Consider the following 24,733-nt stretch of genomic DNA (forward strand, 5'->3'; position numbering starts at 1 on the left):
CAACGGATCAAAAATTGATCAAAAAGCTGTTATAAAGTTGCGCGCCAACACCCTATAAGAGCATCAACTATGCCGCCTTTGTTCAAGACATGGCTGACCCTCTGCCTGTTATTACCCCTGGCCGCCCACGCCACCAATCGTGAGCAACGACTCCCAAGCGGTTTCACCGGTTACACGACCAACGCCGATACCACGGTGAAACGCGCCCCCGTGCAGTACCGCAAGATTACTGCGAGTGCCCGCCCGAACAACGCCAGCAAGCATGAGGCGTTGCAGGCCATCGCGATGTCGCCCAAGCAAAGCAGCGAGGTGCTCAGCCGCGCCGTCAATGTGCTGGGCACCCCGTACCGCTGGGGCGGTAGCAGCCCGAAAAAGGGCTTCGATTGCAGCGGCCTGGTCAAGTACGCCTTCAACGACGTGGCCGACGTCGACCTGCCGCGCACCTCCAACGCCATGGCCCAGGGCCAGGGCGTGAAGGTGGCCAAGAGCGACCTCAAGCCGGGCGACCTGATCTTCTTCAACATCAAGAGCCGCCGGGTCAACCACGTGGCCATCTACCTGGGCAACGACCGCTTCATCCACGCCCCGCGCACCGGCAAGCGGGTGAGCATCGACAGCCTGGACAAACCGTACTGGCAAAAGCACTACGTGGTGGCCAAGCGCGTCCTGCCAAAGGACCAGCAAGCCCTGGCCCTGGCCAAGCGCTGACGGGTGTTCTGTGGGAGCGGCGAACCGCCACTCCCACAACGCCAGCTATTCAATCAGACCCCGCATTTTCAAGCACTGCATAGCCGCTTCCATCGTCCGCATCCCCTGGGCCGCCCCGGCCTGCATCAACGACGGGATCTGCGCCATCCGCCCTTCGCGAATCAGGTTGCGCACAGCCGGCGTCACCACCAGCACTTCCCTTGCCGCCACCCTACCACCCCCTGCTCGCTTGGCCAGCACCTGGGCCACCACCAAACGCAGTGATTCAGCGAGCATCGTGCGCACCAATGGCTTTTCTTCCGCCGCGAACACCTCCACCAGCCGGTCGATACTGTTCACCGCCGAGCGCGTATGCACGGTCGCCAGCACAAGATGCCCGGTTTCTGCCGCACGCAGCGCCAGGCGGATGCTCTCCAGGTCTCGCAACTCACCGATCATGATCACATCCGGGTCCTGGCGCAGTGCACTGCGCAGGCCTTGCGCGAAGTCGTGGCTGTGCACACCGATCTCCCGCTGATTGACCAGGCAACCCTGGCCGCTGTGGATAAATTCGATGGGATCTTCAAGGGTAATGACCTGCTGAGTACGCTCGCGATTGAGCTGATCGAGCAGTGCCGCCAAGGTGCTGGACTTGCCGCTACCCGTCGGGCCACCCACCAGCACCAGGCCATCCCGGCACTGCGCAATGGCTTGATACACATCTTCAAGGTCGAGCTCATCGAGGCTGGGGATGCGCGCCGGAATCAGGCGCACGCTGGCGCCCAGCCCATTGCGCTGGCGGAACAGGTTCAAGCGCACACGCCCCACCGCGGGCAGCGTCAACGCCAGGTCCAGCTCATCACCGCCTGCCCACTGCCGCCGCTGCCCATCATCGAGCAGGCCGGCCATACCCTGCTCCAGGGTCGCGCAGCTCAGCGGTGGCAGATCCATGCGTTGCAGCTCGCCATCCAGGCGCAGCAGAGGGGGCTCGCCCGCGGCCAGGTGCAGGTCGCTGGCACCCGCAGCCATGGCCCGGGCCAGCAGGTCGGTCACATCCATGAGACTCCCCAACGGCGTTCAAGCAGGTAGAATGCCGCAGACCCCAAAGCCGTCGGCGACGAACCATGTCCACCCTAGCAGACAACATTGGCGCCATCGCCACCCGCATCGACAGCGCGGCCAGGGCCGCCGGACGCGACCCGGCCAGCATCCACCTACTGGCGGTGAGCAAGACCAAGCCCGCCAGCGCCATCCGCGAGGCCTACGCCGCTGGCCTGCGTGACGTAGGCGAGAATTACCTTCAGGAAGCCCTGACAAAACAACAGGCGCTTTCCGACCTGCCCTTGATCTGGCACTTCATCGGCCCCATCCAATCGAACAAGACCAAGGCCATCGCCGAGCATTTCGATTGGGTACATTCCGTGGACCGCCTGAAGATCGCCCAACGCCTCTCAGAGCAACGCCCGGCTGAGTTGCCGCCGCTGAACATCTGCTTGCAGGTGAACGTCAGCGGTGAAGACAGCAAGTCCGGTTGCGCACCCGCGGAGCTGCCCGCCCTGGCCCAGGCGGTAGCCGCCCTGCCAGGCCTGCGCCTGCGGGGCCTGATGGCGATCCCGGAACCGACCGAGGACCGTGCCGAACAGGAAGCCGCCTTCGCCACCCTGCGCCAGTTGCAGACGCAACTGGGCCTCGACCTGGACACCCTGTCGATGGGCATGAGCCATGACCTGGAGGCCGCCATCGCCCAAGGTGCGACCTGGGTGCGCATCGGCACCGCCTTGTTCGGTGCCCGCGACTACGGCCAGCCGTGAAACCATGCTTAACTCACTCTTCCCCTCAAGGACCTGACATGAGCAAGACTCGTATTGCCTTTATCGGCGCCGGCAACATGGCCGCCAGCCTGATCGGCGGCCTGCGTGCCCAGGGCCTGGACGCCGCACAGATTCGCGCCAGCGACCCGGGTGCCGAGACCCGTGCGCGGATCCAGGCCGAACACGGCATCGAAGCCTTCGAAAGCAACGCCCAGGCCATCGATGGCGTGGACGTGATTGTGCTGGCGGTCAAACCGCAAGTCATGAAAGCGGTTTGCGAAACCCTCAAACCCAACCTGAAAGCAGGCCAGCTGGTGGTGTCCATCGCCGCCGGCATCACCTGCGCCAGCCTGCAAACCTGGCTGGGCGCAATCCCGGTGGTACGCTGCATGCCCAATACCCCGGCCTTGCTGCGCCAGGGCGTCAGCGGCCTGTATGCCACCCGGGAAGTCTCCACTGAACAGCGCCAGCAAGCCGAGCAACTGCTGTCCGCCGTGGGTACCGCCCTGTGGCTGGAGCAAGAGCAACAACTGGATGCCGTCACCGCCGTCTCCGGCAGCGGCCCGGCGTACTTCTTCCTGCTGATCGAGGCCATGACCGCTGCGGGCGAAAAGCTCGGCCTGCCGCGTGAAACCGCCTCGCAACTCACCCTGCAAACCGCCTTGGGCGCCGCGCGCATGGCGGTGGCCAGCGATGTCGATGCCGCCGAACTGCGCCGCCGCGTCACCTCGCCGGCCGGCACCACCGAGGCGGCAATCAAGTCGTTCCAGGCCAGCGGTTTCGAAGCCATCGTCGAGCAGGCACTGGAGGCCGCGGCGAAGCGATCCGCCGAGCTGGCCGAGCAACTGGGCAAATAAGGAGCCATTGATGAATGCACTGTCCGGCGCCGCGATCTTCGTGGTGCAAACCCTGGTCAGCCTGTACCTGGTGATCGTCCTGCTGCGCTTCGTGCTGCAACTGGTGAAGGCCGACTTCTACAACCCGCTGAGCCAGTTCGCCGTGCGCGCCACGCAACCCCTGCTCAAGCCACTGCGCCGGGTGATCCCCAGCATCGCCGGCCTCGACACCTCGTCGCTGCTGCTGTCGATCATCATCCAGGGGCTGCTGATGGCCTTCGTGCTGATGGTCACCTACGGCACGTTCGGCGACATCCTGCACCTGCTGATGTGGGCGATCATCGGTATCACCTCGCTGTTCCTGAAGATCTTCTGGGTGGCGATGATCGTCATGGTGATCGTCTCGTGGGTCGCCCCCAACAGCCACAACCCCGCCGCCGAACTGGCCTACCAGATCAGCGAGCCGGTGCTGGCGCCGTTCCGCCGCCTGGTGCCGAACCTCGGTGGCATGGACATTTCCCCCATCTTCGCCTTCATCGCCATCCAGGTGATCCAGTCGTTCCTGATGCCGCAACTGGCCGCCTACGCCGGCATGCCACAAGAGCTGTGGCGGATGATCTGACCCACCTGCTGCCTGCGGCAAGCCATTGCTTGCCGCAGGGGGTAGCGCTCTTTAGACTTACGCCTCCGTCAAGCGTGAGCAGGGTCGATGTCCACTGTCTTTCCCGAAGATTCCGTCGGTCTGGTAACACCGCAGATCGCCCGGTTCGATGAACCGCTGGCCCTGGCCTGTGGCCGCGCCCTGACCGCCTACGAGCTGGTCTACGAAACCTATGGCACGCTCAACGCCAGCGCCAGCAACGCGGTGCTGATCTGCCATGCCTTGTCCGGCCACCACCATGCCGCCGGCTACCACGCCGTCACCGACCGCAAGCCGGGCTGGTGGGACAGCTGCATCGGCCCCGGCAAGCCGATCGACACCAACCGCTTCTTCGTGGTCAGCCTGAACAACCTCGGCGGTTGCAACGGCAGCACCGGCCCCAGCAGCGTCAACCCGGCTACCGGCAAGCCCTACGGCGCCGACTTCCCGGTGCTGACGGTGGAAGACTGGGTGCACAGCCAGGCGCGCCTGGCCGATCGGCTGGGGGTCCAGACCTGGGCCGCCATCGTCGGCGGCAGCCTGGGCGGCATGCAGGCGTTGCAGTGGACCATCACCTACCCGGACCGCGTGCGTCACTGCGTGGACATCGCTTCGGCCCCCAAGCTGTCGGCGCAGAACATCGCCTTCAACGAAGTGGCGCGCCAGGCGATCCTCACCGACCCCGAGTTCCACGGTGGCTCGTTCCAGGACCAGGGCGTGATCCCCAAGCGTGGGCTGATGCTGGCGCGCATGGTGGGGCATATCACCTACCTGTCCGACGACTCGATGGGCGAGAAATTCGGCCGCGAGCTCAAGAGTGACAAGCTCAACTACGACTTCCACAGCGTCGAGTTCCAGGTCGAGAGCTACCTGCGCTATCAAGGCGAGGAGTTCTCCGGGCGCTTCGACGCCAACACCTACCTGCTGATGACCAAGGCGCTGGACTACTACGACCCAGCGGCCGCGCACGGTGGCGACCTGGCGGCAACGCTGGCCCACGTCACGGCGGACTTCTGCATCATGTCGTTCACCACCGACTGGCGCTTCTCGCCGGCCCGTTCGCGGGAGATCGTCGACGCGCTGATGGCCGCGCGCAAGAACGTCTGCTACCTGGACATCGACTCGCCCTACGGCCATGACGCCTTCCTGATCCCCACGCCCCGCTACATCCAGGGCTTCGCCAACTACATGAACCGCATCGCCGTTTGAGGACCCCATGAGAGCCGACCTGGAAATCATCCAAGACTGGATCCCCGCCGGCAGCCGGGTACTCGACCTTGGCTGCGGCAACGGCGAATTGCTGGCCTCGCTGCGCGAGCGCAAGAACGTCACCGGCTACGGCCTGGAGATCGACGCCGACAATATCGCCGAGTGCGTGGCCAAGGGCGTCAACGTGATCGAGCAGGACCTGGACAAGGGCCTGGGCAACTTCGCCAGCAACAGCTTCGACGTGGTGGTCATGACCCAGGCCCTGCAGGCCGTGGAATACCCCGACCGAATCCTCGACGAGATGCTGCGGGTGGGCCGCCAGTGCATCATCACCTTCCCCAACTTCGGCCACTGGCGTTGCCGCTGGTACCTGGCGACCAAAGGCCGCATGCCGGTTTCGGACTTCATGCCGTACACCTGGTACAACACGCCGAACATCCACTTCTGCACCTTCGAGGACTTCGAGAACCTGTGCCATGAGCGCCACGCCAAGGTCCTCGACCGCCTGGCCGTCGACCACCTGCACCGTAATGGGTTGGGCGGTCGGCTTTGGCCTAATCTTCTAGGTGAGATCGGTATCTATCGGGTCAGCAGCCCGGGCCTGCAGGAGCACCAGCTCGCGGTCTGACCTCGCCAACGGAGGAATGGGATCATGCGTCGACTTGCACTGTTTCTGATCAGCCTGTGCCTGGCCCTGCCAGTGCTGGCTGCCGATGCCGCCAGGCCCGAACGCAAAGAAGTGTTCGGCGACGTGACGGTCCACTACAGCGCCTTCACCTCGAGCATGCTGCAACCCGACATCGCCGCGGCCACCGGCCTGACCCGCAGCAAGAACCAGGGCGTGCTCAACATCGCCGTGCTCAAGGCCGGCAAGCCTGCGATGGCGGTGGTCAGCGGGACCGTGAAAGACCTTACCGGACGCAGCAACCCACTGTCGTTCAAGCAGATAACCGACCAGGGCGCGGTGTACTACATCGCCCAGTTCAAGATCGACCAGCCCGAGACGCTGACCTTCGACCTCAATGTCGAGAGCGGCGGCGTCAGCCATCCACTGAGCTTCAACCAGGAAGTGTTCCCAGGCGAATGATGAATTTCCAGCAACTCGTATTGGCCAGCCACAACGCCGGCAAACTCAAGGAACTGCAGGCCATGCTCGGCGAATCCGTGCAGCTGCGTTCGATCGGCGAATTCAGCCAGGTGGAGCCGGAAGAAACCGGCCTGTCGTTCGTCGAGAACGCCATCCTCAAGGCGCGCAACGCCGCACGCATCTCCGGCCTACCGGCGCTGGCCGACGACTCTGGCCTGGCGGTGGACTTCCTCGGCGGCGCGCCGGGCATCTACTCGGCGCGCTACGCCGACGGCAAGGGCGATGCGGCGAACAACGCCAAGTTGCTCGAGGCGCTGAAGGATGTGCCTGAAGGCGAGCGTGGCGCGCAATTCGTCTGCGTGCTGGCGCTGGTGCGCCACGCCGACGACCCGCTGCCGATCCTCTGCGAAGGCCTGTGGCACGGCAAGATCCTGTTCGAGGCCAGCGGCGAGCATGGCTTTGGCTACGACCCGCTGTTCTGGGTGCCCGAGCGCAACTGCTCCAGCGCCGACCTGGCCCCCGTTGACAAGAACCAGCTCAGCCACCGCGCCCGCGCCATGGCCCTGCTGCGTCAGCGTCTGGGCCTGGCATGAGCGAAATGCTGTTGGTACAACCGGCGGGCCTGGTACTCCCCGAGCTCCCGCCGCTGTCGCTGTACATCCATATCCCCTGGTGCGTGCGCAAATGTCCTTATTGCGACTTCAACTCGCACCAGGCCGGGCCCACGCTGCCCGAAGACGAATACATCGACGCCCTGCTGGCCGACCTCGATCAGGAACTGCCTGCCGTGCAGGGCCGGTCGATCAGCACCATCTTCTTCGGCGGTGGCACCCCAAGCCTGTTCAGCGCCAATGCGCTGGGCCGCCTGCTGCGCGGCGTCGAGCAACGCATCCCGTTCGCCGCGGACATCGAGATCACCCTGGAAGCCAACCCGGGCACGTTCGAGCAGGAAAAATTCAAGGCCTACCGGCAAACCGGCATCAACCGCCTGTCCATCGGCGTGCAGAGCTTCCAGCCTGCCAAGCTCGAAAAGCTCGGGCGCATCCACAACGGTGACGAAGCGGTGCGCGCGGCCGACATGGCGCGTGCGGCGGGCTTCGACAACTTCAACATGGACCTGATGCACGGCTTGCCGGACCAGTCGCTCGACGACGCCCTGGGCGATCTGCGCCAGGCCATCGCACTGGCACCGACGCACCTGTCCTGGTATCAGCTGACGGTGGAACCCAACACCGTGTTCTGGAACCAGCCGCCGGAGCTGCCCGAGGACGACATCCTCTGGGATATCCAGGAGGCCGGCCAGGCACTGATGGCCGAACATGGGTACAAGCAGTACGAAGTCTCGGCCTACGCCCAGGCAGGCCGCGCCGCACGGCACAACCTCAATTACTGGCGCTTTGGCGACTTCATCGGTATTGGTGCCGGTGCCCACGGCAAGCTGTCGTTCCCCGACGGGCGCATCCTGCGTACCTGGAAGACCCGCCTGCCCAAGGACTACCTGAACCCGGCCAAGCCGTTCAAGGCTGGCGAAAAGCTGCTGCCGGCCGATGAACTGCCGTTCGAGTTCCTGATGAACGTCCTGCGCCTGACCGACGGCGTCGAAGCCGAACTGTTCAGCCAACGCACCGGCCTGCCGCTGGCGCAACTCGCCGAAGCCCGTCGCGAGGCCGAACGAAAGGGCCTTTTGCAGGTCGAACCGGATCGACTGGCAGCCACCCCGCGCGGCCAACTGTTCCTCAACGACCTGCTGCAGTACTTCTTGAATTAAGGATGACCCATGGACCTGGTACTGGACCTGCTCTCGACCGTTTCCCGCTGGAGCCGCAGCAACCTGTCGGAAATCTCGCTGGCCCTGGTGGGCTGCTTGCTGGTGCTGTTCGGCACCGATATCAAGGGCTGGGTGGAGGGGCGCCTCGGCGGCCTGGCCGGCGCCCTGCGCGTGCCGTTCATGGCGCTGCTGGTGATGATCGGCAGTGGTGCAGCGCTGATCTATGCCACGCCGTGGGTGGTGAAGGGGTTGGGGCAGTTCAACAACTATGCGCTGGCCCCGGTGCTGCTGGTGGTGCTGGTGCTCATCGGGGTGGTGGCTGATCGGCGGGGGTGATGTTGGGCGTCAGCCCGCAGAACGCTTGTGAGGCAGTATCGGCCCCTTCGCCGGCAAGCCGGCTCCTACGCAGGTACCTGCTAAAAGGCCACCCTGGCAAGCCAGGGTGGCCCCTCACTCGACTATGCCTTAGCGGGCATCATCGAAGTGATCGCGCAGGAAATCCCTTGCAGTCCTGAAAACGATCAGGATCCGGACGAGCTTCCAGACACGGCTCAGCGTATTCAGCAAACGCTTCATATGCCTTGGCCTCCGTGTTGGCTGGGCCAATCTTCCAGTGCCTAACCGGCGCTTCGGCACCTTCGGAGATCATGTGGTTGGCTCCAGTGAAGTGGCCAGGTTGATGGCCCTTCGATGAACATCACCGGCGCGGGTCGTAGGCCGCGTCGAAGGGGCCGAGAAACCATTGGTATTCCCAGCCCCCCACTGGATAAATCACATGGGAGCCCAGCGAGCTTACGTGAGCCGATACCTCATGGCTGTTTCCAGTGTTGTCACACGTAATGCCGGATATTTCCTTGATTGACGGGTTTTGCGGGCAGACCTAAGATCCAGCTGTGGTTGTCTCCAGTGAAACCCGCAGGCCAAGGATTCGTAACCCGAAGCCCGCACAAAAAAACCGCCCTTCGCAAGGCGGTTTTTTTGTCTGAAGCCGTATCGAACGCCACGATCAGGATCGTTCGCGCGTCGGCTCCGGCGCCAGCCTTTTCCTCCAGTTAGCCGCCCTTTCGCAGCCCAAGGCTTGCGACTGACGCAGCAGCGCCAAGCGCTCGGAGGGTTCCAAATCAGGCTGCATGGCCAAGAGATAGAGCCCCTCGGCCTTGAACAGGTCGTATGTCAGTGAACGCCCGGACGCCTCCAAGGCCTCGGCGAACCAGCGGGGGCCTCCTGGCAGTTTGACGGTAAAGGCGTTTGCCGGCGTTGAACAAACACTTTCACGCAGAACCTGCGGATAAAGCGACTGGAAGGGATCGTCACGCTGCACCGCACGCCTGAGCGCCTGGAACTGCTCGGCCTGTTCCGCCGTGTACTCAAAGACGTTGCCGGCGGGCCTGCACCGGTAATAGTAAGCAACCGCCGCTGCCAGGAATCCTTGATCCACCGCCTGATGCAAGCGAGCACAGGGCGCTGGCTGCGGCGCGTCGTCGTGCTCCCTACCAAGGGGATGGAGACCCGACTGCCAGAACAGCGCCAGCACCTCGCCCGCATCAGCCGCCTGCTCGATGTGAGTATGCGCCTGGGCGATTGAAACGCTCATCGCCGCGAGCCGCATAACGTCGTCGGCCTCCCCTCTTGCTTCGAGTGCGGCAAGCTCCCTGAGCTGCTCATTGGCCTGTCGCATCAGCGCCTGGGCATGCACCAGGTGCTGCTGGGAAGAGATTGGGGGCACACTCGACAGGGCGGCCATCCCAAGGCAAGCAACAAGCACGAGCCCGGCCAGCAACAACAGAACACGAGGTTTCAGAGCGCAGTCCTTTACGCATGGGAGGGGTGCCAGAGGCGCAACAGCACCTCTGGCATGGGGAGGGTCAAGCCAGTTTTTCGAACTTCAGGTCCCACACACCATGGCCAAGCCGTTCACCACGACGCTCGAACTTGGTGATCGGGCGTTCTTCCGGGCGCGGCACGTAGGCGCCATCGGCCGCCTGGTTGCGATAGCCCGGCGCTGCGCTCATCACTTCCAGCATGTATTCGGCATAGGGTTCCCAGTCGGTCGCCATGTGGAACACGCCACCGGGCTTCAACTTGCGACGCACCAGTTCGGCGAACTCCAGCTGGACGATGCGGCGCTTGTGGTGACGCGCCTTGTGCCAGGGGTCGGGGAAGAACAGCATCAGGCGGTCGAGGCTGTTGTCGGCCACGCAGCGGTTGAGCACTTCGATGGCGTCGCAGTCGTACACCCGCAGGTTCTTCAGCCCCTGCGTGAGCACGCCGTTGAGCAACGCACCGACACCCGGGCGGTGCACTTCGACACCGATGAAGTCCAGCTCAGGCGAGGCCGCGGCCATTTCCAGCAGCGAGTGGCCCATGCCGAAGCCGATCTCCAGGGTGCGCGGCGCCGAGCGGCCGAACACCTGGTCGTAATCCACCGGGCTGTCGACCAGCGGCAGGATGAACAGCGGGCCGCCTTGTTCCAGGCCACGCTGCTGGCCTTCGGTCATGCGCCCGGCGCGCATCACGAAGCTCTTGATGCGGCGGTGCGGGCGCTCTTCGCCTTCGGCGGGGGTCGGCGTTTCTTGCGATTCAGTCATCGGGGGCTCTTACTTGATCAGACCTTCCAGCGGCGAGGACGCGCTGGCATAGAGTTTTTTCGGCATGCGCCCGGCGAGGTATGCCATGCGGCCAGCGAGAATGGCGTGCTTCATGGCCTCGGCCATGACGATCGGCTGCTGGGCATGGGCGATGGCCGAGTTCATCAGCACTGCCTCGCAGCCCATTTCCATGGCGATGGTGGCGTCGGAGGCGGTACCCACACCGGCATCGACCAACACCGGGACCTTGGATTCTTCCAGGATGATCTGCAGGTTGTACGGGTTGCAGATGCCCAGGCCGGTGCCGATCAGGCCGGCCAGCGGCATCACCGCGATGCAGCCGGCTTCAGCCAGCTGGCGGGCGATGATCGGGTCGTCGCTGGTGTAGACCATCACGTCGAAACCTTCCTTGACCAGCACTTCGGCGGCCTTGAGGGTTTCGATCACGTTGGGGAACAGGGTTTTCTGGTCGGCCAGCACTTCCAGCTTCACCAGCGTGCGGGTTTCGTGGGACTTGCGACCATCGAGCAGCTCGCGGGCCAAGCGGCAGGTGCGCACCGCCTCGACGGCGTCGTAGCAACCGGCGGTATTCGGCAGGATGGTGTAGTGGTCCGGCGACAGCACGTCGAGCAGGTTCGGCTCGCCTGCATTCTGGCCCAGGTTGGTACGGCGCACGGCCACGGTGACGATCTCGGCACCCGAGGCCTCGGTGGCCAGGCGGGTTTCTTCCATGTCACGGTACTTGCCGGTGCCGACCAGCAGGCGCGACTGGAAAGTGCGCCCGGCCAGAATGAAAGGCTTGTCGCTACGAACGTTGCTCATCGTTGTTCCTCTGGAAAGGTTGCGGGACTTGCAGGTGAAGCATCGAATAGCGTCTAGCCGCCACCGATGGCGTGAACGACCTCAACCTGGTCGCCGTCATTGAGCAGCGTGCTCTCGTGCTGACTGCGCGGCACGATGTCCAGGTTCAGTTCCACCGCCACCCGGCGACCGGCCAGCTCCAGCCGACCCAACAGGGCCGCGACGCTCTCGCCTGCGGGCAGTTCGTAAGGTTCACCGTTCAATTGAATGCGCATGCGCACGGCCACCATTGTTCTTTGGGGGCACGCATTCTAGCGCCGATCCGCCCAGCACCCAAGGGTGGAGCGCGCCATTAGTCGCGATTGTGGACCGTTCGGTCAGCCCAGGCGCCAGGCGGCCAGGCCCAGGCACAGCCAGCCGGCGAGGAAGCACAGGCCGCCGAGGGGGGTGATCATGCCCAGCTTGCCCAGGCCGGTCAGGGTGAGCACGTAGAGGCTGCCGGAGAACAGCACGATGCCCACTGCAAACAAGCCGCCCGCCCAGCCGACCAGGCGCCCGGGCAGGTGCACCGACAGCACGGCCACGGCCAGGATCGCCAGGGCATGCACCAGCTGGTAGGTGACGCCGGTGTGGAAGATCGCCAGGTAATCGGCAGTCAGACGGTGCTTCAGGCCATGGGCGGCGAAGGCGCCGAGGGCGACACCGGTGAAACCGAAGAACGCGGCGAGCATCAGGAAGCTGCGAAGCATGGGACGACTCCTCGAAAGGGGTCTGTATAATGGCCCGTTCCAACGGTCCGGCCAAGCCATCACCATGCTGTCATCCTTTCTCCGACGCCTGTCCCGCGCGCTGCTCTGGTTCGCCGCCGGCAGCATTGCCGTGGTGCTGGTCCTGCGCTGGGTGCCACCGCCCGGTACAGCACTGATGGTCGAGCGCAAGGTGGAATCCTGGTTCGACGGCGAACCTATCGACCTGCAACGCGACTGGACACCCTGGGAAGACATCTCGGATGAGCTGAAGGTGGCGGTCATCGCCGGCGAGGACCAGAAGTTCGCCAACCATTGGGGTTTCGACATCCCGGCGATCCAGGCGGCGCTGGCTTTCAACGAGCGCGGCGGCAAGATCCGTGGCGCCAGCACCCTCACCCAGCAGGTGGCCAAGAACCTGTTCCTGTGGTCCGGGCGTAGCTGGCTGCGCAAGGGGCTGGAAGCCTGGTTCACTGCGCTGATCGAGTTGTTCTGGTCGAAAGAGCGGATTCTCGAGGTCTACCTGAACAGCGCTGAATGGGGCAAGGGGGTGTTCGGTGCCCAGGCTGCGGCGCGGTATCACTTTGGCGTGGATGCCAGCCGCCTGACCCGGCAACAGGCCGCGCAGCTCGCGGCGGTGCTGCCCAGCCCGATCAAATGGAGCGCCGGGCGGCCGAGTGCCTACGTGGCTGGGCGTGCGGGGTGGATTCGTCGGCAGATGAGCCAGTTGGGGGGGCCTAGCTACCTGATGCAGTTGGATGTGTCGCGTAGGCTCTGAAGTGGCTGGGTCGCGGTCGCGAATTTAGCGTGTGGGTGTTGGTATTGAGTGAATATCCATTGGCGATGGAGACGCTCATTCACCTTTCCGCCCTTACGGCGGGTAACTTTTTGAAGGATCAAAAAGTCACCAAAAAATCCTTGCTCCATTCATCCGGCCCCTACGCTTCGCTTCGGGGTTCCCTCACTCCGGCCTTGCTCCCGCGTGGACGCACTGAAGGGCCATCCATGGCCCATCAGTGCTCGATGGGCATCCATGCCCATCGCCCCGCTCCGCAAGTCCTACGTTCGGCCTCCTGAAGTCGCGTTTGGCGGTGACTGGACTATCGCGCGCTTAGAAGCAAGAGCAAGAGCAAGAGCAAGAGCAAGAGCAGATAGTGTTTAACCGTTATTGATGTGTAGCTTGTAATGGCCTGTTCGCCGGCAAGCCGGCGAATGCAATTTGATATCGAACACAATAAACATCTAGCGTCAGCTGCGCCAATATAGGCGCCGCCCCTAACTTCGCGACTTCAGGAGGCCGATCGGAGGGCTTGCGGAGGGAGGCGACGGGCATGGATGCCCGTCGAGCACCGATGGGCCATGGATGGCCCTTCGGTGCGTACTCCCGGGAGCAAGACCGGAGTGAGGGAACCCCGGAGCGAAGCGCAGGGGCCGGATGATGGGAGCGAGCGGTTTTGCTTACTTTTTCCAAGAAAAAAGTAAGCCGCCGTAAGGGCGGAAAGGTGAATAAGCGTCACCCAAGCAAATGGATATGCCCACAACTTTCAAAACCAACTAAACAACTAACCACGACACTAGAGAGCACATTCCATCATCATTCAATCAACAGTTGCACAAACCTAAAACGCTGCCCAAAGAAAAACCGCTGCCTCTCACGAGCACAGCGGTTTCTTCAAGCCAGCCAGGGCGCCGATCAGATCGCGATCAATGCCTTGACCTTACTCATCGCATTCTTCTCCAGCTGGCGAATCCGCTCAGCCGAAACGCTGTACTTCTCAGCCAGCTCATGCAACGTAGCCTTTTCCTCGGCCAACCAACGCTGATAGAGAATATCTCGACTGCGATCATCCAGACCTTGCAGCGCTTCGTGCAGGTTGCTGGTGGAGTTGTCGCTCCAGTCAGCGTCCTCCAACTGCACCGCAGGGTCGTAACGGTGGTCTTCGAGATAGTGCGCAGGCGACTGGAAGGCGCTGTCGTCGTCGGCTTCCGCCGCCGGGTCGAAGGCCATGTCCTGGCCACTCAAGCGGCTTTCCATCTCACGCACTTCCCGCGGCTCGACCCCCAGGCTCTCCGCCACACGATGCACTTCGTCGTTGTTCAGCCAGGCCAGGCGCTTCTTCTGGCTGCGCAGGTTGAAGAACAACTTGCGCTGGGCCTTGGTGGTGGCCACCTTGACGATGCGCCAGTTGCGCAGGATGAACTCGTGGATCTCGGCCTTGATCCAGTGCACCGCGAACGACACCAGGCGCACGCCCATTTCCGGGTTGAAACGCTTGACCGCCTTCATCAGGCCGACGTTGCCTTCCTGGATCAGGTCGGCCTGGGCCAGGCCATAACCTGCATAGCTACGGGCGATATGCACGACAAAACGCAGGTGGGCCATCACCATCTGGCGAGCGGCCTCGACATCCTGCTGGTAATAGAGACGCTCGCCCAGATCACGCTCCTGCTCGACCGTCAGCAGCGGGATGCTGTTGACCGTGTGCACGTAGGCTTCCAGGTTTGCACCGGGAACCAGGGCATGGGCAGGTTGCAACGATGTGGTCATTCAAGTACCTCCGGCTTACAGACTCGTGCCTTGTGGGCACTGCCAGCATAGACCCGGAACCGCTCAATAAGTTCCCAGATGAAAAAAGTCAATGCTGGCCAACAAACATTATCGCGGTGCCAGCTCGTTCAGATGCCGGGCCACTGCGATCCATGCACCGATATACCCCAACAGCACGGCGCCGATCAAGAGGGAAAGACCGTCCGAAGCGGGAACACCACCCAGGGCGAAATCGCTCCCATACAGCCCCGAAAGCCCGACGACCGCGTCGTTGAGCCAGTCCAGGCCGAAGGCCAGGATACCCCAGGCCAGCACGCCAGCACCCAGGCCGTACAGCGCCCCCATGTAGAGGAAAGGCCGACGAACGTAGCTGTCGGTGCCCCCCACCAGCTTGATGACTTCAATCTCTACACGGCGGTTTTCAATGTGTAGACGAATTGTGTTACCGATTACTAACAGCAGAGCGGAAATCAGCATCACCGCCAACCCGAACACGAACCGGTCACCCAGCTTGAGGATGGCCGCCAGACGCTCGACCCACACCAGATCCAGCTGCGCGGCTTCGACCCGCGGCAATTCCGAAAGGCGCTGACGCAGCGCTTCCAGCGCCGGTTTATCGACTTCGGCAGGGGTCACCACCACCACGCCGGGGAGTGGGTTGTCCGGCAGCTCGCGCAACGCCTCGCCCAGCCCGGACTGCTGCTGGAACTCCTCCAGCGCCTGCTCACGGCTGACATACTGAGCGTCGGCGACGCCCGGCATCCCCTTGATTTCGTCACGCAGCGCCTCGCCATCGCGGCTGCTGGCATCGAGCTTGAGGTACAGCGAGATCTGCGCCGCGCGCTGCCAAGAGCCGCCGAGCTTCTCGACGTTCTTGAGCAGCAGCGACAGGCCCATGGGCATGCTCAGCGCCACGGCCATCACCAGGCAGGTGAAGAAACTGCCGATCGGCTGCTTGCCCAGGCGGCGCAGGCTGTCGGCCAGGCTCGCACGATGGCTTTCCAGCCAGGCGTGCAGCAACGTACGGAAGTCCGGGCCATCGTCGTCGTGATCGCCGCGTTTCTTCTTGGTCGGTTGTGCATCGGCGGCCTTGGGCGCCACGCGCTCGGAAACCTTTGGTGTACGTGTGGTGCTCATTGCCCGGCCTCCCCATCGCCGATCAAGCGACCGCGTTGCAGCGTCAGCATGCGGTGGCGCATGCGCGCGATCAGCGCCAGGTCATGGCTGGCGATCAACACCGTGGTGCCCAGGCGGTTGATGTCCTCGAACACGCCCATGATCTCGGCGGCCAGGCGCGGGTCGAGGTTACCGGTGGGTTCGTCCGCCAGCAGCAAGGCCGGCTGGTGGACGATGGCGCGGGCGATGCCAACGCGCTGCTGCTGGCCGGTGGACAGGTCGGCCGGGAACAGCTCGCCCTTGTCACTCAACGACACGCGCTCCAGCGCCGAATCGACGCGCTTGGCGATCTCGGCCTTGGACAGCCCGAGGATCTGCAGCGGCAGGGCGATGTTGTTGAACACGGTGCGGTCGAACAGCAACTGGTGGTTCTGGAACACCACGCCGATCTGCCGGCGCAAGAACGGAATCTGCGCATTGCTGATCTGCCCCAGGTCCTGCCCGGCGAGCAGCAGCTTGCCGCTGGTCGGGCGCTCCATGGCCAGCAGCAGGCGCAACAGGGTGCTCTTGCCGGCACCGGAATGGCCGGTGACGAACAGGAACTCGCCACGGCGCGCCCGGAAGCTCAGCTCGTGCAGGCCGACATGGCCGTTGGGGTAGCGCTTGGCGACCTGTTCGAATCGGATCATGCAGGCTCTCGCTCGGCGAACAGCGCCTTGACGAAGGGTTCGGCCTCGAAGGTGCGCAGGTCGTCGATACCTTCGCCGACACCAATGAAGCGAATCGGGATGTTGAACTGCTTGGCCAGGGCGAAGATCACCCCACCCTTGGCGGTACCGTCGAGCTTGGTCAGCGCCAGACCGGTCAGCTCCACGCTCTGGTTGAAGTACTTGGCCTGGCTGATGGCGTTCTGCCCGGTGCCGGCGTCGAGCACCAGCAACACTTCGTGCGGCGCCTCGGCATCAAGCTTGCCGATCACCCGACGGACCTTCTTCAGCTCTTCCATCAGGTTGTCTTTGGTGTGCAGGCGACCGGCGGTGTCGGCGATCAGCACATCGACATTGCGCGCCTTGGCGGCCTGCACGGCGTCGAAGATCACCGAGGCCGAGTCGGCACCGGTGTGCTGGGCGATCACCGGGATCTGGTTGCGCTCACCCCACACTTGCAGTTGCTCCACTGCGGCGGCACGGAAGGTGTCGCCTGCGGCGAGCATGACCTTCTTGCCTTCGAGCTGCAGCTTTTTCGCCAGCTTGCCGATGGTGGTGGTCTTGCCGGCGCCGTTCACGCCCACGACCAGGATGACGTAGGGCTTGTTCTGCGCCTCGATCTTCAGTGGCTGCTCGACCGGGCGCAGCAGCGCGGCCAGCTCTTCTTGCAACGACTTGTACAGCGCATCGGCGTCTGCCAGCTGCTTGCGGGCAACCTTTTGCGTGAGGTTCTGGACGATGGTCGAGGTGGCCTCGACGCCCACGTCGGCGGTCAGCAGGCGGGTCTCGATCTCGTCGAGCAGGTCGTCGTCAATGACCTTCTTGCCCAGGAACAGGCTGGCCATGCCCTCGCCGATGCTGGCACTGGTCTTCGACAGGCCCTGTTTGAGGCGAGCGAAGAAGCCGGGTTTGGCAGGTTCTGCTGCAGCTACGACGACGGGTTCAGGTTCGACCGGTGCCGGAACGACGACAGGTGCGGTTTCGACAACCGACTCGACCAACGGGCGTGCCGGGATGACCGGCGGCGCCTTGGGCTCCAGGTCCTCAACCAGTGCCACCGGCTCTTCGGCGACTGGCAGTACCAGGTTGCTGACCGGCGCTGCTGGCACTTCGACCGGGGGCGGCGCAGCAGGCGTTGCTGGCACTGGTTGGGCAATGACAGGCGCTGCGACCGGAGCCTGTTGCGGTGCGGCAACCACCGGATCGGCAACAGGCACTGACTGCGGCGCGGCAACCACCGGCTCGGCAACAGGCGCTGGCTGCGGTGCGGCAACCACCGGCTCAGCAACAGGCACTGGCTGCGGCGCGGCAACCACCGGTTCGGCAACAGGCGCTGGCTGCGGCGCGGCAACCACCGGTTCGGCAACAGGCGCTGGCTGCGGCGCGGCCACCACCGGCTCGGCAACAGGCGCTGACTGCGGCGCGACAACCACCGGCTCGGCAACAGGCGCTGGCTGTGGCGCAGCAACCACCGGCTCGGATGCAGGTGCTTCGGCCACCGGAGCGGCCTGCTGGACCGGCTCTACGGCCTGCGGCGCTGGCGTTTGCGGCTGTTCGGCGACAGGTTGCTCCGGCTTCTTGCGGAACCAGCTGAACAGGCCTTTCTTCTCGCCAGCCGCGGCCGGCGCTTTTTTGTCGTCGTTGGAACCAAACATGGAAGACGGCTATCTCAGGGTAGCGATGGGCCAGCAGTGGCGCATCGGGAATTCTTACTCACGCAGAACAGACTACTTTGCATCCGCCAGGTTCATGCGCAACGTTTTGTCGTATAGGGCCTGCGGGCCAGAACGGCGACAGGCATGGTCGCCAGGCAACCGGATCAGTATCCTAGCACCTCCTGGCCCGCCGACGCTAAACCCAAGCGGGCCGCCGAACAGGTTGAACACCGTATGAATGCTCTAGCCCGCCGCGCCGCTGGCCTGTTGCTCGGCACATTGTGCCTGCCACTCGCGGCCTTCGCCGCCGATGTGCAACCCACCCACGAATTCATCCTCGACAACGGCCTGAAAGTGGTCGTGCGCGAGGACCACCGCGCCCCGGTGGTGGTCTCGCAGATCTGGTACAAGGTCGGCTCCAGCTACGAAACACCGGGCCAGACCGGCCTGTCCCACGCCCTCGAGCACATGATGTTCAAGGGCAGCGCCAAGCTCGGCCCCGGTGAGGCCTCGCGCATCCTGCGCGACCTCGGTGCCGAAGAGAACGCCTTCACCAGCGACGACTACACCGCCTACTACCAGGTGCTGGCCCGCGACCGTCTGCCGGTGGCCTTCGAACTCGAAGCCGACCGCCTGGCCAGCCTGCGCCTGCCGGCCGACGAATTCAGCCGCGAGATCGAGGTAATCAAGGAAGAGCGCCGCCTGCGCACCGACGACCAGCCCAACTCGAAGGCCTTCGAACTGTTCCGCGCCATGGCCTACCCGGCCAGCGGCTACCACACCCCGACCATCGGCTGGATGGCCGACCTCGACCGCATGAAGGTCGAGGAGCTGCGCCACTGGTACGAGTCGTGGTACGCACCGAACAACGCCACCCTGGTGGTGGTCGGCGATGTGACCGCCGACGAGGTCAAGAACCTCGCCCAGAAGTACTTCGGCCCCATCCCCAAACGCGCCGTGCCACCGAGCAAGCTGCCGCTGGAGCTCGCTGAACCCGGCCAGCGCAAGCTCACGTTGCATGTGCAGACCCAGCTGCCGAGCCTGATCTACGGCTTCAACGTACCGGGCCTGGCCACCGCCAAGGACCCGCGCACCGCCAACGCCCTGCGGCTGATTTCGGCGCTGCTCGACGGCGGCTACAGCGCACGCATGCCGGCACGCCTGGAGCGCGGCCAGGAGCTGGTGGCCGGTGCGTCGTCCAGCTACAACGCCTTCACCCGCGGCGACAGCCTGTTCCTGATCTCGGCCACGCCCAACGTGCAGAAGCACAAGACCCTGGCCGACGTCGAGAAAGGCGTCTGGCAGTTGATTGACGAACTCAAGACCACCCCGCCCACCGCCGAAGAGCTGGAGCGCGTGCGCGCCCAGGTGATCGCCGGCCTGGTCTACGACCGCGACTCCATCAGCAGCCAGGCCACCACCATTGGCCAGCTGGAGACCGTCGGCCTGTCCTGGAAACTGATCGACAGCGAGCTCGACGACCTCAAGCGCGTGACCCCGCAAGACATCCAGGCCGCCGCCCGCACCTACTTCACCCGCGAACGCCTGAGCGTTGCCCATGTACTGCCCGAGGAGTCCGCCCATGAGTGATCGCAGCGCACAGCGCTACACCCTGTTCGGTGTGGCGATCATCGCCGCGGTGGTAGGCACCGCCCTGCTGCTGGCGCGCCCGGCGCAGTCCGACAACGCACCCGCCAGCGCCGCGCGCCCCGCCAACGCGCTGCAGTCGCTGGCCGAGCTGGACGGCAAAGCCCCCAGCCGGCGCCAGCTGAACATCCAGGACTGGACCACCAAGGAAGGCACCCGCGTGCTGTTCGTCGAAGCCCACGAGCTGCCGATGTTCGACCTGCGCCTGACCTTCGCCGCTGGCAGCAGCCAGGACGGCGCGACACCAGGCCTGGCGACGCTGACCAATGCCATGCTCAACGAGGGGGTGGCCGGCAAGGACGTCACTGCCATCGCCGAGGGCTTCGAGGGCCTGGGTGCCGACTTCGGCAACGGCTCCTACCGCGACATGGCCGTGGCCTCGCTGCGCAGCCTCAGTGCAGCCGACAAGCGCGAACCAGCACTCAAGCTGTTCACCGAGGTGGTCGGCCAGCCGACCTTCCCCGAGGACGCCCTCAAGCGCATCAAGAACCAGCTGCTGGCCGGTTTCGAGTACGAAAAGCAGAACCCCGGCAAGCTCGCCGGCAAAACGCTGTTCGCCAACCTCTACGGCCAGCATCCCTACGGCCACCCCAGCGACGGCACCGCCCAGACCATCCCCGGTATAACCCTGGAACAGCTGCGCGCATTCCATGGCAAAGCCTACGCCGCCGGCAACGCGGTGATCGCCCTGGTCGGCGACCTCAGCCGCAGCGAAGCCGAAGCCATCGCCGCCCAGGTGTCCGCCGGTCTGCCCAAAGGCCCGGCGCTGGCCAAGCCCGCGCAGCCGGTCGAACCCAAGCCGGGCGTCACCCACATCGACTTCCCGTCCAAGCAGACCCACCTGATGCTGGCCGAGCTAGGCATCGACCGTAACGACCCGGACTGGGCTGCCCTGTCGCTGGGCAACCAGATCCTCGGCGGCGGTGCGTTCGGCACCCGCCTGATGAGCGAAGTGCGCGAGAAGCGCGGCCTGACCTACGGCGTGTACTCGGTGTTCAGCCCGATGCAGGTGCGCGGCCCGTTCATGATCAACCTGCAAACCCGCGCCGAACTCAGCGAGGGCACGCTCAAGCTGGTCCAGGACATCCTCGCCGACTACCTCAAGAGCGGCCCCACGCAACAAGAACTGGACGACGCCAAGCGCGAACTGGCCGGCAGCTTCCCGCTGTCCAATGCCAGCAACGCCAGCATCGTCGGCCAACTGGGCGCGATCGGTTTCTACAACCTGCCGCTGAGCTGGCTGGAAGACTTCATGCAGCAGTCCCAGGCGCTGACGGTCGAGCAGGTCAAGGCCGCCATGAACAAGCACCTGGCGGCAGACAAGCTGGTGATCGTCACCGTCGGCCCGAAGGTAGAGCAGAAGCCGCTGCCGGCCCCCACTGACAAACCCGCCGAGCAGCCGCTCGGCGTACCGGAGCACTAATGGCAAGACCCAACACACCAGGCGCCAGCAAAGGCCCAGGCCAGCTGCGCATCATTGCCGGCGAGTGGCGCAGCCGCCGCCTGGCGGTGCCCGAAGGCGACGGCCTGCGCCCGACCCCCGACCGCGTGCGCGAAACCCTGTTCAACTGGCTGGCGCCCTACATCGAGGGTGCCCATGTGCTCGATGCGTTCACCGGCAGCGGCGCGCTGGTGCTCGAAGCACTGTCGCGCGGCGCGGAAGACGCCGTGGCGCTTGACAGCAACCCGGCCGCCATCGCCAACCTCAAGGACAACCTCGAACTGCTGCGCTGCCCGCGCGGGCAAATCCTGCAAACCGACGCCCTGCGCTACCTGCAAGGTCCGGCCAAGAAACAGTTCGACCTGGTGTTCCTCGACCCACCGTTCCACCAGGACCTGCTGGCCAACACCTGCAACCTGCTGGAACAAGGCCAGTGGCTGCGCGAACAGGCATGGATCTACACCGAGAGCGAGGCCGCACCGTCGTCGCTGCCGATGCCGGGCAACTGGCGCCTGCACCGCGAGAAGAAGACCGGCCAGGTGCATTACGCGCTGTGGCAGCGCAGCGAGAATTAAGTAACGCCCCCTGCTGGCAGACTTGCCCGAAGCTGCTCCGCTCATCACTCGCGACGGAGCACTTCGAGCATGGCCCCCCTCCCCCCGGCAGTCAGCCTTTCTTCGCTGATCCCTGCGGCACAGCCGCCGCTGCACCATTTCGTTCTCGACAATGGCTTGAACGTCTACCTGAAAGAAGACCCACACAGCCCTCTGGCCTCTATCCGGTTCTGCTGTCACATCGGCGCTAGCCACGACCCCTTGGGGCACACCAACCTCGCCCACCTGCTCGAACATATGATGTTCGAGGGCAGCCACAAGCTCGCAGCCGGCCAGTTTTCGCGCGTCATCAGCCGGCTGGGTGGCGTGATCAATGCCGCGACTCAGGATGACGGCACCGTCTATGAAGTGACACTGCCAGCCGCGCGGCTGGAAGTGGCGCTGGAGATCCTCGGCGACACCATGGCCAACGCCAGCCTTACATCGGTGGGCTTCGACCGCGCCGTCAAGGCCGTCAACGACGAACGCCGGCTCAAGCTCGACAACAACCCCGAACAACAGGCGTACGAACACCACAAGCGCCTGGCCCACGGCAGCAGCCCCTATGGCGCCCCCAGTTTCGGTGATGCCGTGGACCTTCACTACCTCAAGCCCGACACTGTGCGAACCTGGTACCGCACTTGGTACCACCCCAACAACGCCACGCTGGTGGTGGTCGGCAACGTCGATCGGAGCCGTTTGCAGGGTTGGGTCGAGCGCCACTTCGGCCCTTGGAATACAGCGGTGTTGCCCGCATCGCCCGTTCCGGTTCAGCCAGCGCCCTACCAGTACCGTCAGCAGGTCATAACGCTGCCAGAGCTGCGCGATGGCCTGTACATATCCTTCAATGTACCGAGCCTGGCGACCGCTGATTCGCTTACCACGGCGGCCGCTTTGCTAGTGCTGCCAGAACTGCTGGCCAATGGCGCCGATTCCACCCTGTACGCCAGCCTGGTCCGCGATCAGCAAGTGCTCACCGGCATCGAGGCCTTCTATGACCAGATGACCCGCGGCGACACATTGCTGACCCTGTATGCCTACAGCAACGCCGATAAGGGCACCGCGCAACAGGCCGTCGAGCATGTACGCCAGGCCATCGAAACAATCCGACAAGCCCCGCCCGCCGCCAAGAGGCTCGAGGCGATCAAGTTCCGGCTGCTCACCGCGCATCTCATCGCCAAGGACACACCGCAAAGCCAGGCCGAAAACATCGCGTCGTATGCCCTCAGCGGGCTCAAGCCCGAGGTGCATGACCAGGTAATGCAGGCACTGATCCCACTCACGCCGGAAGATATCCAGCTGGCTGCACAGCGGTTTCTGACCGATGACCGCCTGGCGGTCACTCACTTGCTGCCACCACGGGAAACGGTCCCAGGCGAGCGCGAACAACCGCCGCTGACCTGCGCCGATCTAGGCAGCAGTAGCCTGGCAGTAGCGGATTTTTCCGCACTGGAGTCGGCTACAGACGTCGACACCCGCCAGCTGCCGCCCCCGAACCAGTCAGTGCAGACCTGGAACACCGCCAACGGCAGCCGCGTGGCCTTCGTCGCCAGGCAAGGCTCTGCGTTGTTCAACCTGCGCCTGCGCTTCAACGCCGGAGCCTGCCAGGACGGCGACACCCCGGGGCTGGCGGCGCTCACCCTGTATACCCTCGATCAAGGCATCGAAGCCCTGGACGCCCAACAGTTCGCCGAGCGGCTCAGCAGCCTTGGTGCAAGCGTGCAACTGGACATCAGCCACGACCATGCGCGAATTGACCTGAGCGCTCACTGCGCACAGACGCTGCGCGAAGCGTCACTGGTACTGTTCACGGCGATGGTTGCCCGCCCGGCCCTGGAAGCCGGCGCCTACTCCAGCATCCAGACGCGTTTGCTCCGATACCTGCAACGACGCGAAAGCAGCCCTGGGCAGCGCATCGACGTGGAAATGCTCGGCCGCCTGTTCCCACAACATGCCTATGGCCACGACTACTCAGGCACGAGCATCAGCGTGGCCGATATCGACGTAGAGGGCGTCAGGGCATTCCATCGGCGCGCCTACACGGCCGCAAACCTGGATATCACGTTGGTAGGGGATCTGACCCAGGCAGACGCCCGACACATGCTCGACAGGCTGACCCAGGCCCTGCCCGGCTCCCCCTCCCCACTCCCGCCGCCACCGCCCGCAACCCCGCTGGGCGAAGCCGTGGCCGTGCACATGGAACAGGACGGCAGCAATTGCGAGGTGATCCTGGCCCTGCCCCTGGACGTGGCGCGCTCGGATGCCGATTACACGGCCATGGTCGTGGCGCACGAAATTCTGGGCGCCGGCTTCGAGTCACGCCTGATTGCCGAACTGCGTGAGCGACGCAACCTGACCTACGACATCAGCAGCCACCTGCGCACCTACAAGGCGGCCACCTTCCTGTACATCAAATGGGATATCGACCCCGCCTACCTTGACGCCTCCCAGGCACTGGTGAAGCAAGTGATCCGGTGTTTCATCGATCACGGGCCGAGCCAGGACGAACTGGAGCTTGCCGTCAATCAATTGGTGGGCGCGTTACTGCGGGCATTTTCCGACAACGATGCATTGGCAGAAGAACTGGCCGACCTCGGGCCCGATGTGGCCCGCACAGACCACCTGGCGGTCTACCTGCAACAACTGGCACAACTGACCCCAGCAGCCGTGCAGGCCGCAGCAAGGCGCTTACTGGCCATCGAGCACAGCGTGTCCATCAGTGTCGGCCCGAGCACCGAGCAGCAAGCCCTACCGCCCCTGCCCGCAAACGGCCAGTAGCCCAGCGGCGCCCTCGACCTGATACCAGGGAACGGGCGCCTGCACCGAGACAAGAAGTCCTATTGCACGCTGTGC

At 64.3% G+C, this 24,733-nt stretch carries 25 protein-coding genes; 15 read left to right on the forward strand and 10 right to left on the reverse strand.

Translation table 11 applies throughout. The annotated features are described in order from the left end of the window. Window positions 1-69 precede the first annotated feature (69 nt). Window positions 70-708, forward strand: a complete 639-nt coding sequence (locus tag IX761_RS10825) for a C40 family peptidase (protein WP_194789586.1) — start codon at window positions 70-72, stop codon at window positions 706-708. A 45-nt stretch (window positions 709-753) separates the two neighbouring features. On the opposite strand, the gene IX761_RS10830 is transcribed toward IX761_RS10825, so the two are convergent. After that, window positions 754-1,746 (reverse strand): type IV pilus twitching motility protein PilT, encoded by a 993-nt coding sequence (locus IX761_RS10830; protein WP_194789587.1) that lies wholly within the window; start codon window positions 1,744-1,746, stop codon window positions 754-756. Window positions 1,747-1,811: 65 nt separating this feature from the next. On the opposite strand from IX761_RS10830, the gene IX761_RS10835 reads away from it, so the two are divergent. From IX761_RS10835 to IX761_RS10875, 9 genes are all read left to right on the forward strand, one after another. Further along, the gene (locus IX761_RS10835) at window positions 1,812-2,498 is read left to right on the forward strand and encodes a YggS family pyridoxal phosphate-dependent enzyme (RefSeq protein ID WP_194789588.1); all 687 of its coding nucleotides are present in this window, start codon (window positions 1,812-1,814) and stop codon (window positions 2,496-2,498) included. A gap of 38 nt (window positions 2,499-2,536) precedes the next feature. Further along, window positions 2,537-3,355, forward strand: a complete 819-nt coding sequence (gene proC / locus IX761_RS10840; RefSeq protein ID WP_194789589.1) for a pyrroline-5-carboxylate reductase — start codon at window positions 2,537-2,539, stop codon at window positions 3,353-3,355. Between the two features lie 10 nt (window positions 3,356-3,365). Beyond that, window positions 3,366-3,956 carry a YggT family protein gene (locus IX761_RS10845; RefSeq protein ID WP_194789590.1) on the forward strand — a complete coding sequence of 197 codons (591 nt, stop codon included), beginning with the start codon at window positions 3,366-3,368 and terminating at the stop codon, window positions 3,954-3,956. A gap of 87 nt (window positions 3,957-4,043) precedes the next feature. Then, window positions 4,044-5,183, forward strand: a complete 1,140-nt coding sequence (gene metX / locus IX761_RS10850; RefSeq protein ID WP_194789591.1) for a homoserine O-succinyltransferase MetX — start codon at window positions 4,044-4,046, stop codon at window positions 5,181-5,183. Between the two features lie 7 nt (window positions 5,184-5,190). Next, on the forward strand, window positions 5,191-5,811 hold the full coding sequence (metW, locus tag IX761_RS10855; RefSeq protein WP_153785530.1) for a methionine biosynthesis protein MetW: 621 nt from the start codon (window positions 5,191-5,193) through the stop codon (window positions 5,809-5,811). A 24-nt stretch (window positions 5,812-5,835) separates the two neighbouring features. Beyond that, window positions 5,836-6,270, forward strand: a complete 435-nt coding sequence (locus tag IX761_RS10860) for a DUF4426 domain-containing protein (RefSeq protein WP_194789592.1) — start codon at window positions 5,836-5,838, stop codon at window positions 6,268-6,270. Further along, entirely contained in the window at window positions 6,267-6,863 is a 597-nt protein-coding gene (gene rdgB / locus IX761_RS10865; RefSeq protein ID WP_194789593.1) for an RdgB/HAM1 family non-canonical purine NTP pyrophosphatase, read from the forward strand. Before IX761_RS10860 ends, rdgB begins: the two co-directional genes overlap by 4 nt. Continuing rightward, on the forward strand, window positions 6,860-8,038 hold the full coding sequence (gene hemW / locus IX761_RS10870) for a radical SAM family heme chaperone HemW (protein WP_416366768.1): 1,179 nt from the start codon (window positions 6,860-6,862) through the stop codon (window positions 8,036-8,038). The genes rdgB and hemW overlap by 4 nt, the downstream gene beginning before the upstream one ends. 9 nt (window positions 8,039-8,047) lie before the next feature. After that, window positions 8,048-8,374, forward strand: coding sequence for a DUF3392 family protein (locus IX761_RS10875; protein WP_110735365.1), 327 nt, complete (start codon window positions 8,048-8,050; stop codon window positions 8,372-8,374). A 670-nt stretch (window positions 8,375-9,044) separates the two neighbouring features. Here the strand turns inward: IX761_RS10875 and IX761_RS10880 are convergent. The 5 genes from IX761_RS10880 to IX761_RS10900 form a co-directional block, all read right to left on the reverse strand. Then, the gene (locus IX761_RS10880; protein ID WP_194789595.1) at window positions 9,045-9,782 is read right to left on the reverse strand and encodes a hypothetical protein; all 738 of its coding nucleotides are present in this window, start codon (window positions 9,780-9,782) and stop codon (window positions 9,045-9,047) included. Between the two features lie 121 nt (window positions 9,783-9,903). Further along, complete coding sequence (trmB, locus tag IX761_RS10885) at window positions 9,904-10,626, reverse strand: tRNA (guanosine(46)-N7)-methyltransferase TrmB (RefSeq protein ID WP_194789596.1); 723 nt, start codon at window positions 10,624-10,626, stop codon at window positions 9,904-9,906. Between the two features lie 9 nt (window positions 10,627-10,635). After that, entirely contained in the window at window positions 10,636-11,448 is an 813-nt protein-coding gene (locus IX761_RS10890) for a thiazole synthase (RefSeq protein ID WP_194789597.1), read from the reverse strand. A 53-nt stretch (window positions 11,449-11,501) separates the two neighbouring features. Continuing rightward, window positions 11,502-11,702: a sulfur carrier protein ThiS gene (thiS, locus tag IX761_RS10895; RefSeq protein ID WP_194789598.1), complete on the reverse strand. Its 201-nt coding sequence runs from the start codon at window positions 11,700-11,702 to the stop codon at window positions 11,502-11,504. Window positions 11,703-11,804: 102 nt separating this feature from the next. Beyond that, complete coding sequence (locus IX761_RS10900) at window positions 11,805-12,176, reverse strand: DUF423 domain-containing protein (RefSeq protein WP_194789599.1); 372 nt, start codon at window positions 12,174-12,176, stop codon at window positions 11,805-11,807. A 64-nt stretch (window positions 12,177-12,240) separates the two neighbouring features. Here IX761_RS10900 and mtgA point away from each other — a divergent pair, with 64 nt between their 5' ends. Then, a complete protein-coding gene (mtgA, locus tag IX761_RS10905; protein ID WP_194789600.1) occupies window positions 12,241-12,951 on the forward strand; it encodes a monofunctional biosynthetic peptidoglycan transglycosylase in 711 nt (236 codons plus the stop codon). 915 nt (window positions 12,952-13,866) lie between these two features. On the opposite strand, the gene rpoH is transcribed toward mtgA, so the two are convergent. From rpoH to ftsY, 4 genes are all read right to left on the reverse strand, one after another. Continuing rightward, window positions 13,867-14,721: an RNA polymerase sigma factor RpoH gene (gene rpoH, locus IX761_RS10910; RefSeq protein ID WP_194789601.1), complete on the reverse strand. Its 855-nt coding sequence runs from the start codon at window positions 14,719-14,721 to the stop codon at window positions 13,867-13,869. A gap of 108 nt (window positions 14,722-14,829) precedes the next feature. Continuing rightward, window positions 14,830-15,858 (reverse strand): permease-like cell division protein FtsX, encoded by a 1,029-nt coding sequence (ftsX, locus tag IX761_RS10915; protein ID WP_194789602.1) that lies wholly within the window; start codon window positions 15,856-15,858, stop codon window positions 14,830-14,832. Continuing rightward, window positions 15,855-16,526 (reverse strand): cell division ATP-binding protein FtsE, encoded by a 672-nt coding sequence (ftsE, locus tag IX761_RS10920; protein ID WP_011531723.1) that lies wholly within the window; start codon window positions 16,524-16,526, stop codon window positions 15,855-15,857. The genes ftsX and ftsE overlap by 4 nt, the downstream gene beginning before the upstream one ends. Then, on the reverse strand, window positions 16,523-18,199 hold the full coding sequence (gene ftsY, locus IX761_RS10925) for a signal recognition particle-docking protein FtsY (RefSeq protein ID WP_194789603.1): 1,677 nt from the start codon (window positions 18,197-18,199) through the stop codon (window positions 16,523-16,525). The genes ftsE and ftsY overlap by 4 nt, the downstream gene beginning before the upstream one ends. 234 nt (window positions 18,200-18,433) lie before the next feature. Between ftsY and IX761_RS10930 the strand changes: the two genes are divergently transcribed. From IX761_RS10930 to IX761_RS10945, 4 genes are all read left to right on the forward strand, one after another. Further along, window positions 18,434-19,789: a M16 family metallopeptidase gene (locus IX761_RS10930; protein WP_194789604.1), complete on the forward strand. Its 1,356-nt coding sequence runs from the start codon at window positions 18,434-18,436 to the stop codon at window positions 19,787-19,789. Next, window positions 19,782-21,269 (forward strand): M16 family metallopeptidase, encoded by a 1,488-nt coding sequence (locus IX761_RS10935; protein ID WP_194789605.1) that lies wholly within the window; start codon window positions 19,782-19,784, stop codon window positions 21,267-21,269. The genes IX761_RS10930 and IX761_RS10935 overlap by 8 nt, the downstream gene beginning before the upstream one ends. Then, window positions 21,269-21,862 carry a 16S rRNA (guanine(966)-N(2))-methyltransferase RsmD gene (gene rsmD / locus IX761_RS10940; RefSeq protein ID WP_194789606.1) on the forward strand — a complete coding sequence of 198 codons (594 nt, stop codon included), beginning with the start codon at window positions 21,269-21,271 and terminating at the stop codon, window positions 21,860-21,862. Before IX761_RS10935 ends, rsmD begins: the two co-directional genes overlap by 1 nt. A gap of 69 nt (window positions 21,863-21,931) precedes the next feature. Beyond that, on the forward strand, window positions 21,932-24,658 hold the full coding sequence (locus tag IX761_RS10945) for a M16 family metallopeptidase (protein WP_194789607.1): 2,727 nt from the start codon (window positions 21,932-21,934) through the stop codon (window positions 24,656-24,658). Window positions 24,659-24,733 lie beyond the last annotated feature (75 nt).

The organism is Pseudomonas sp. UFMG81, assembly GCF_015354575.1.
Classification (GTDB): domain Bacteria; phylum Pseudomonadota; class Gammaproteobacteria; order Pseudomonadales; family Pseudomonadaceae; genus Aquipseudomonas.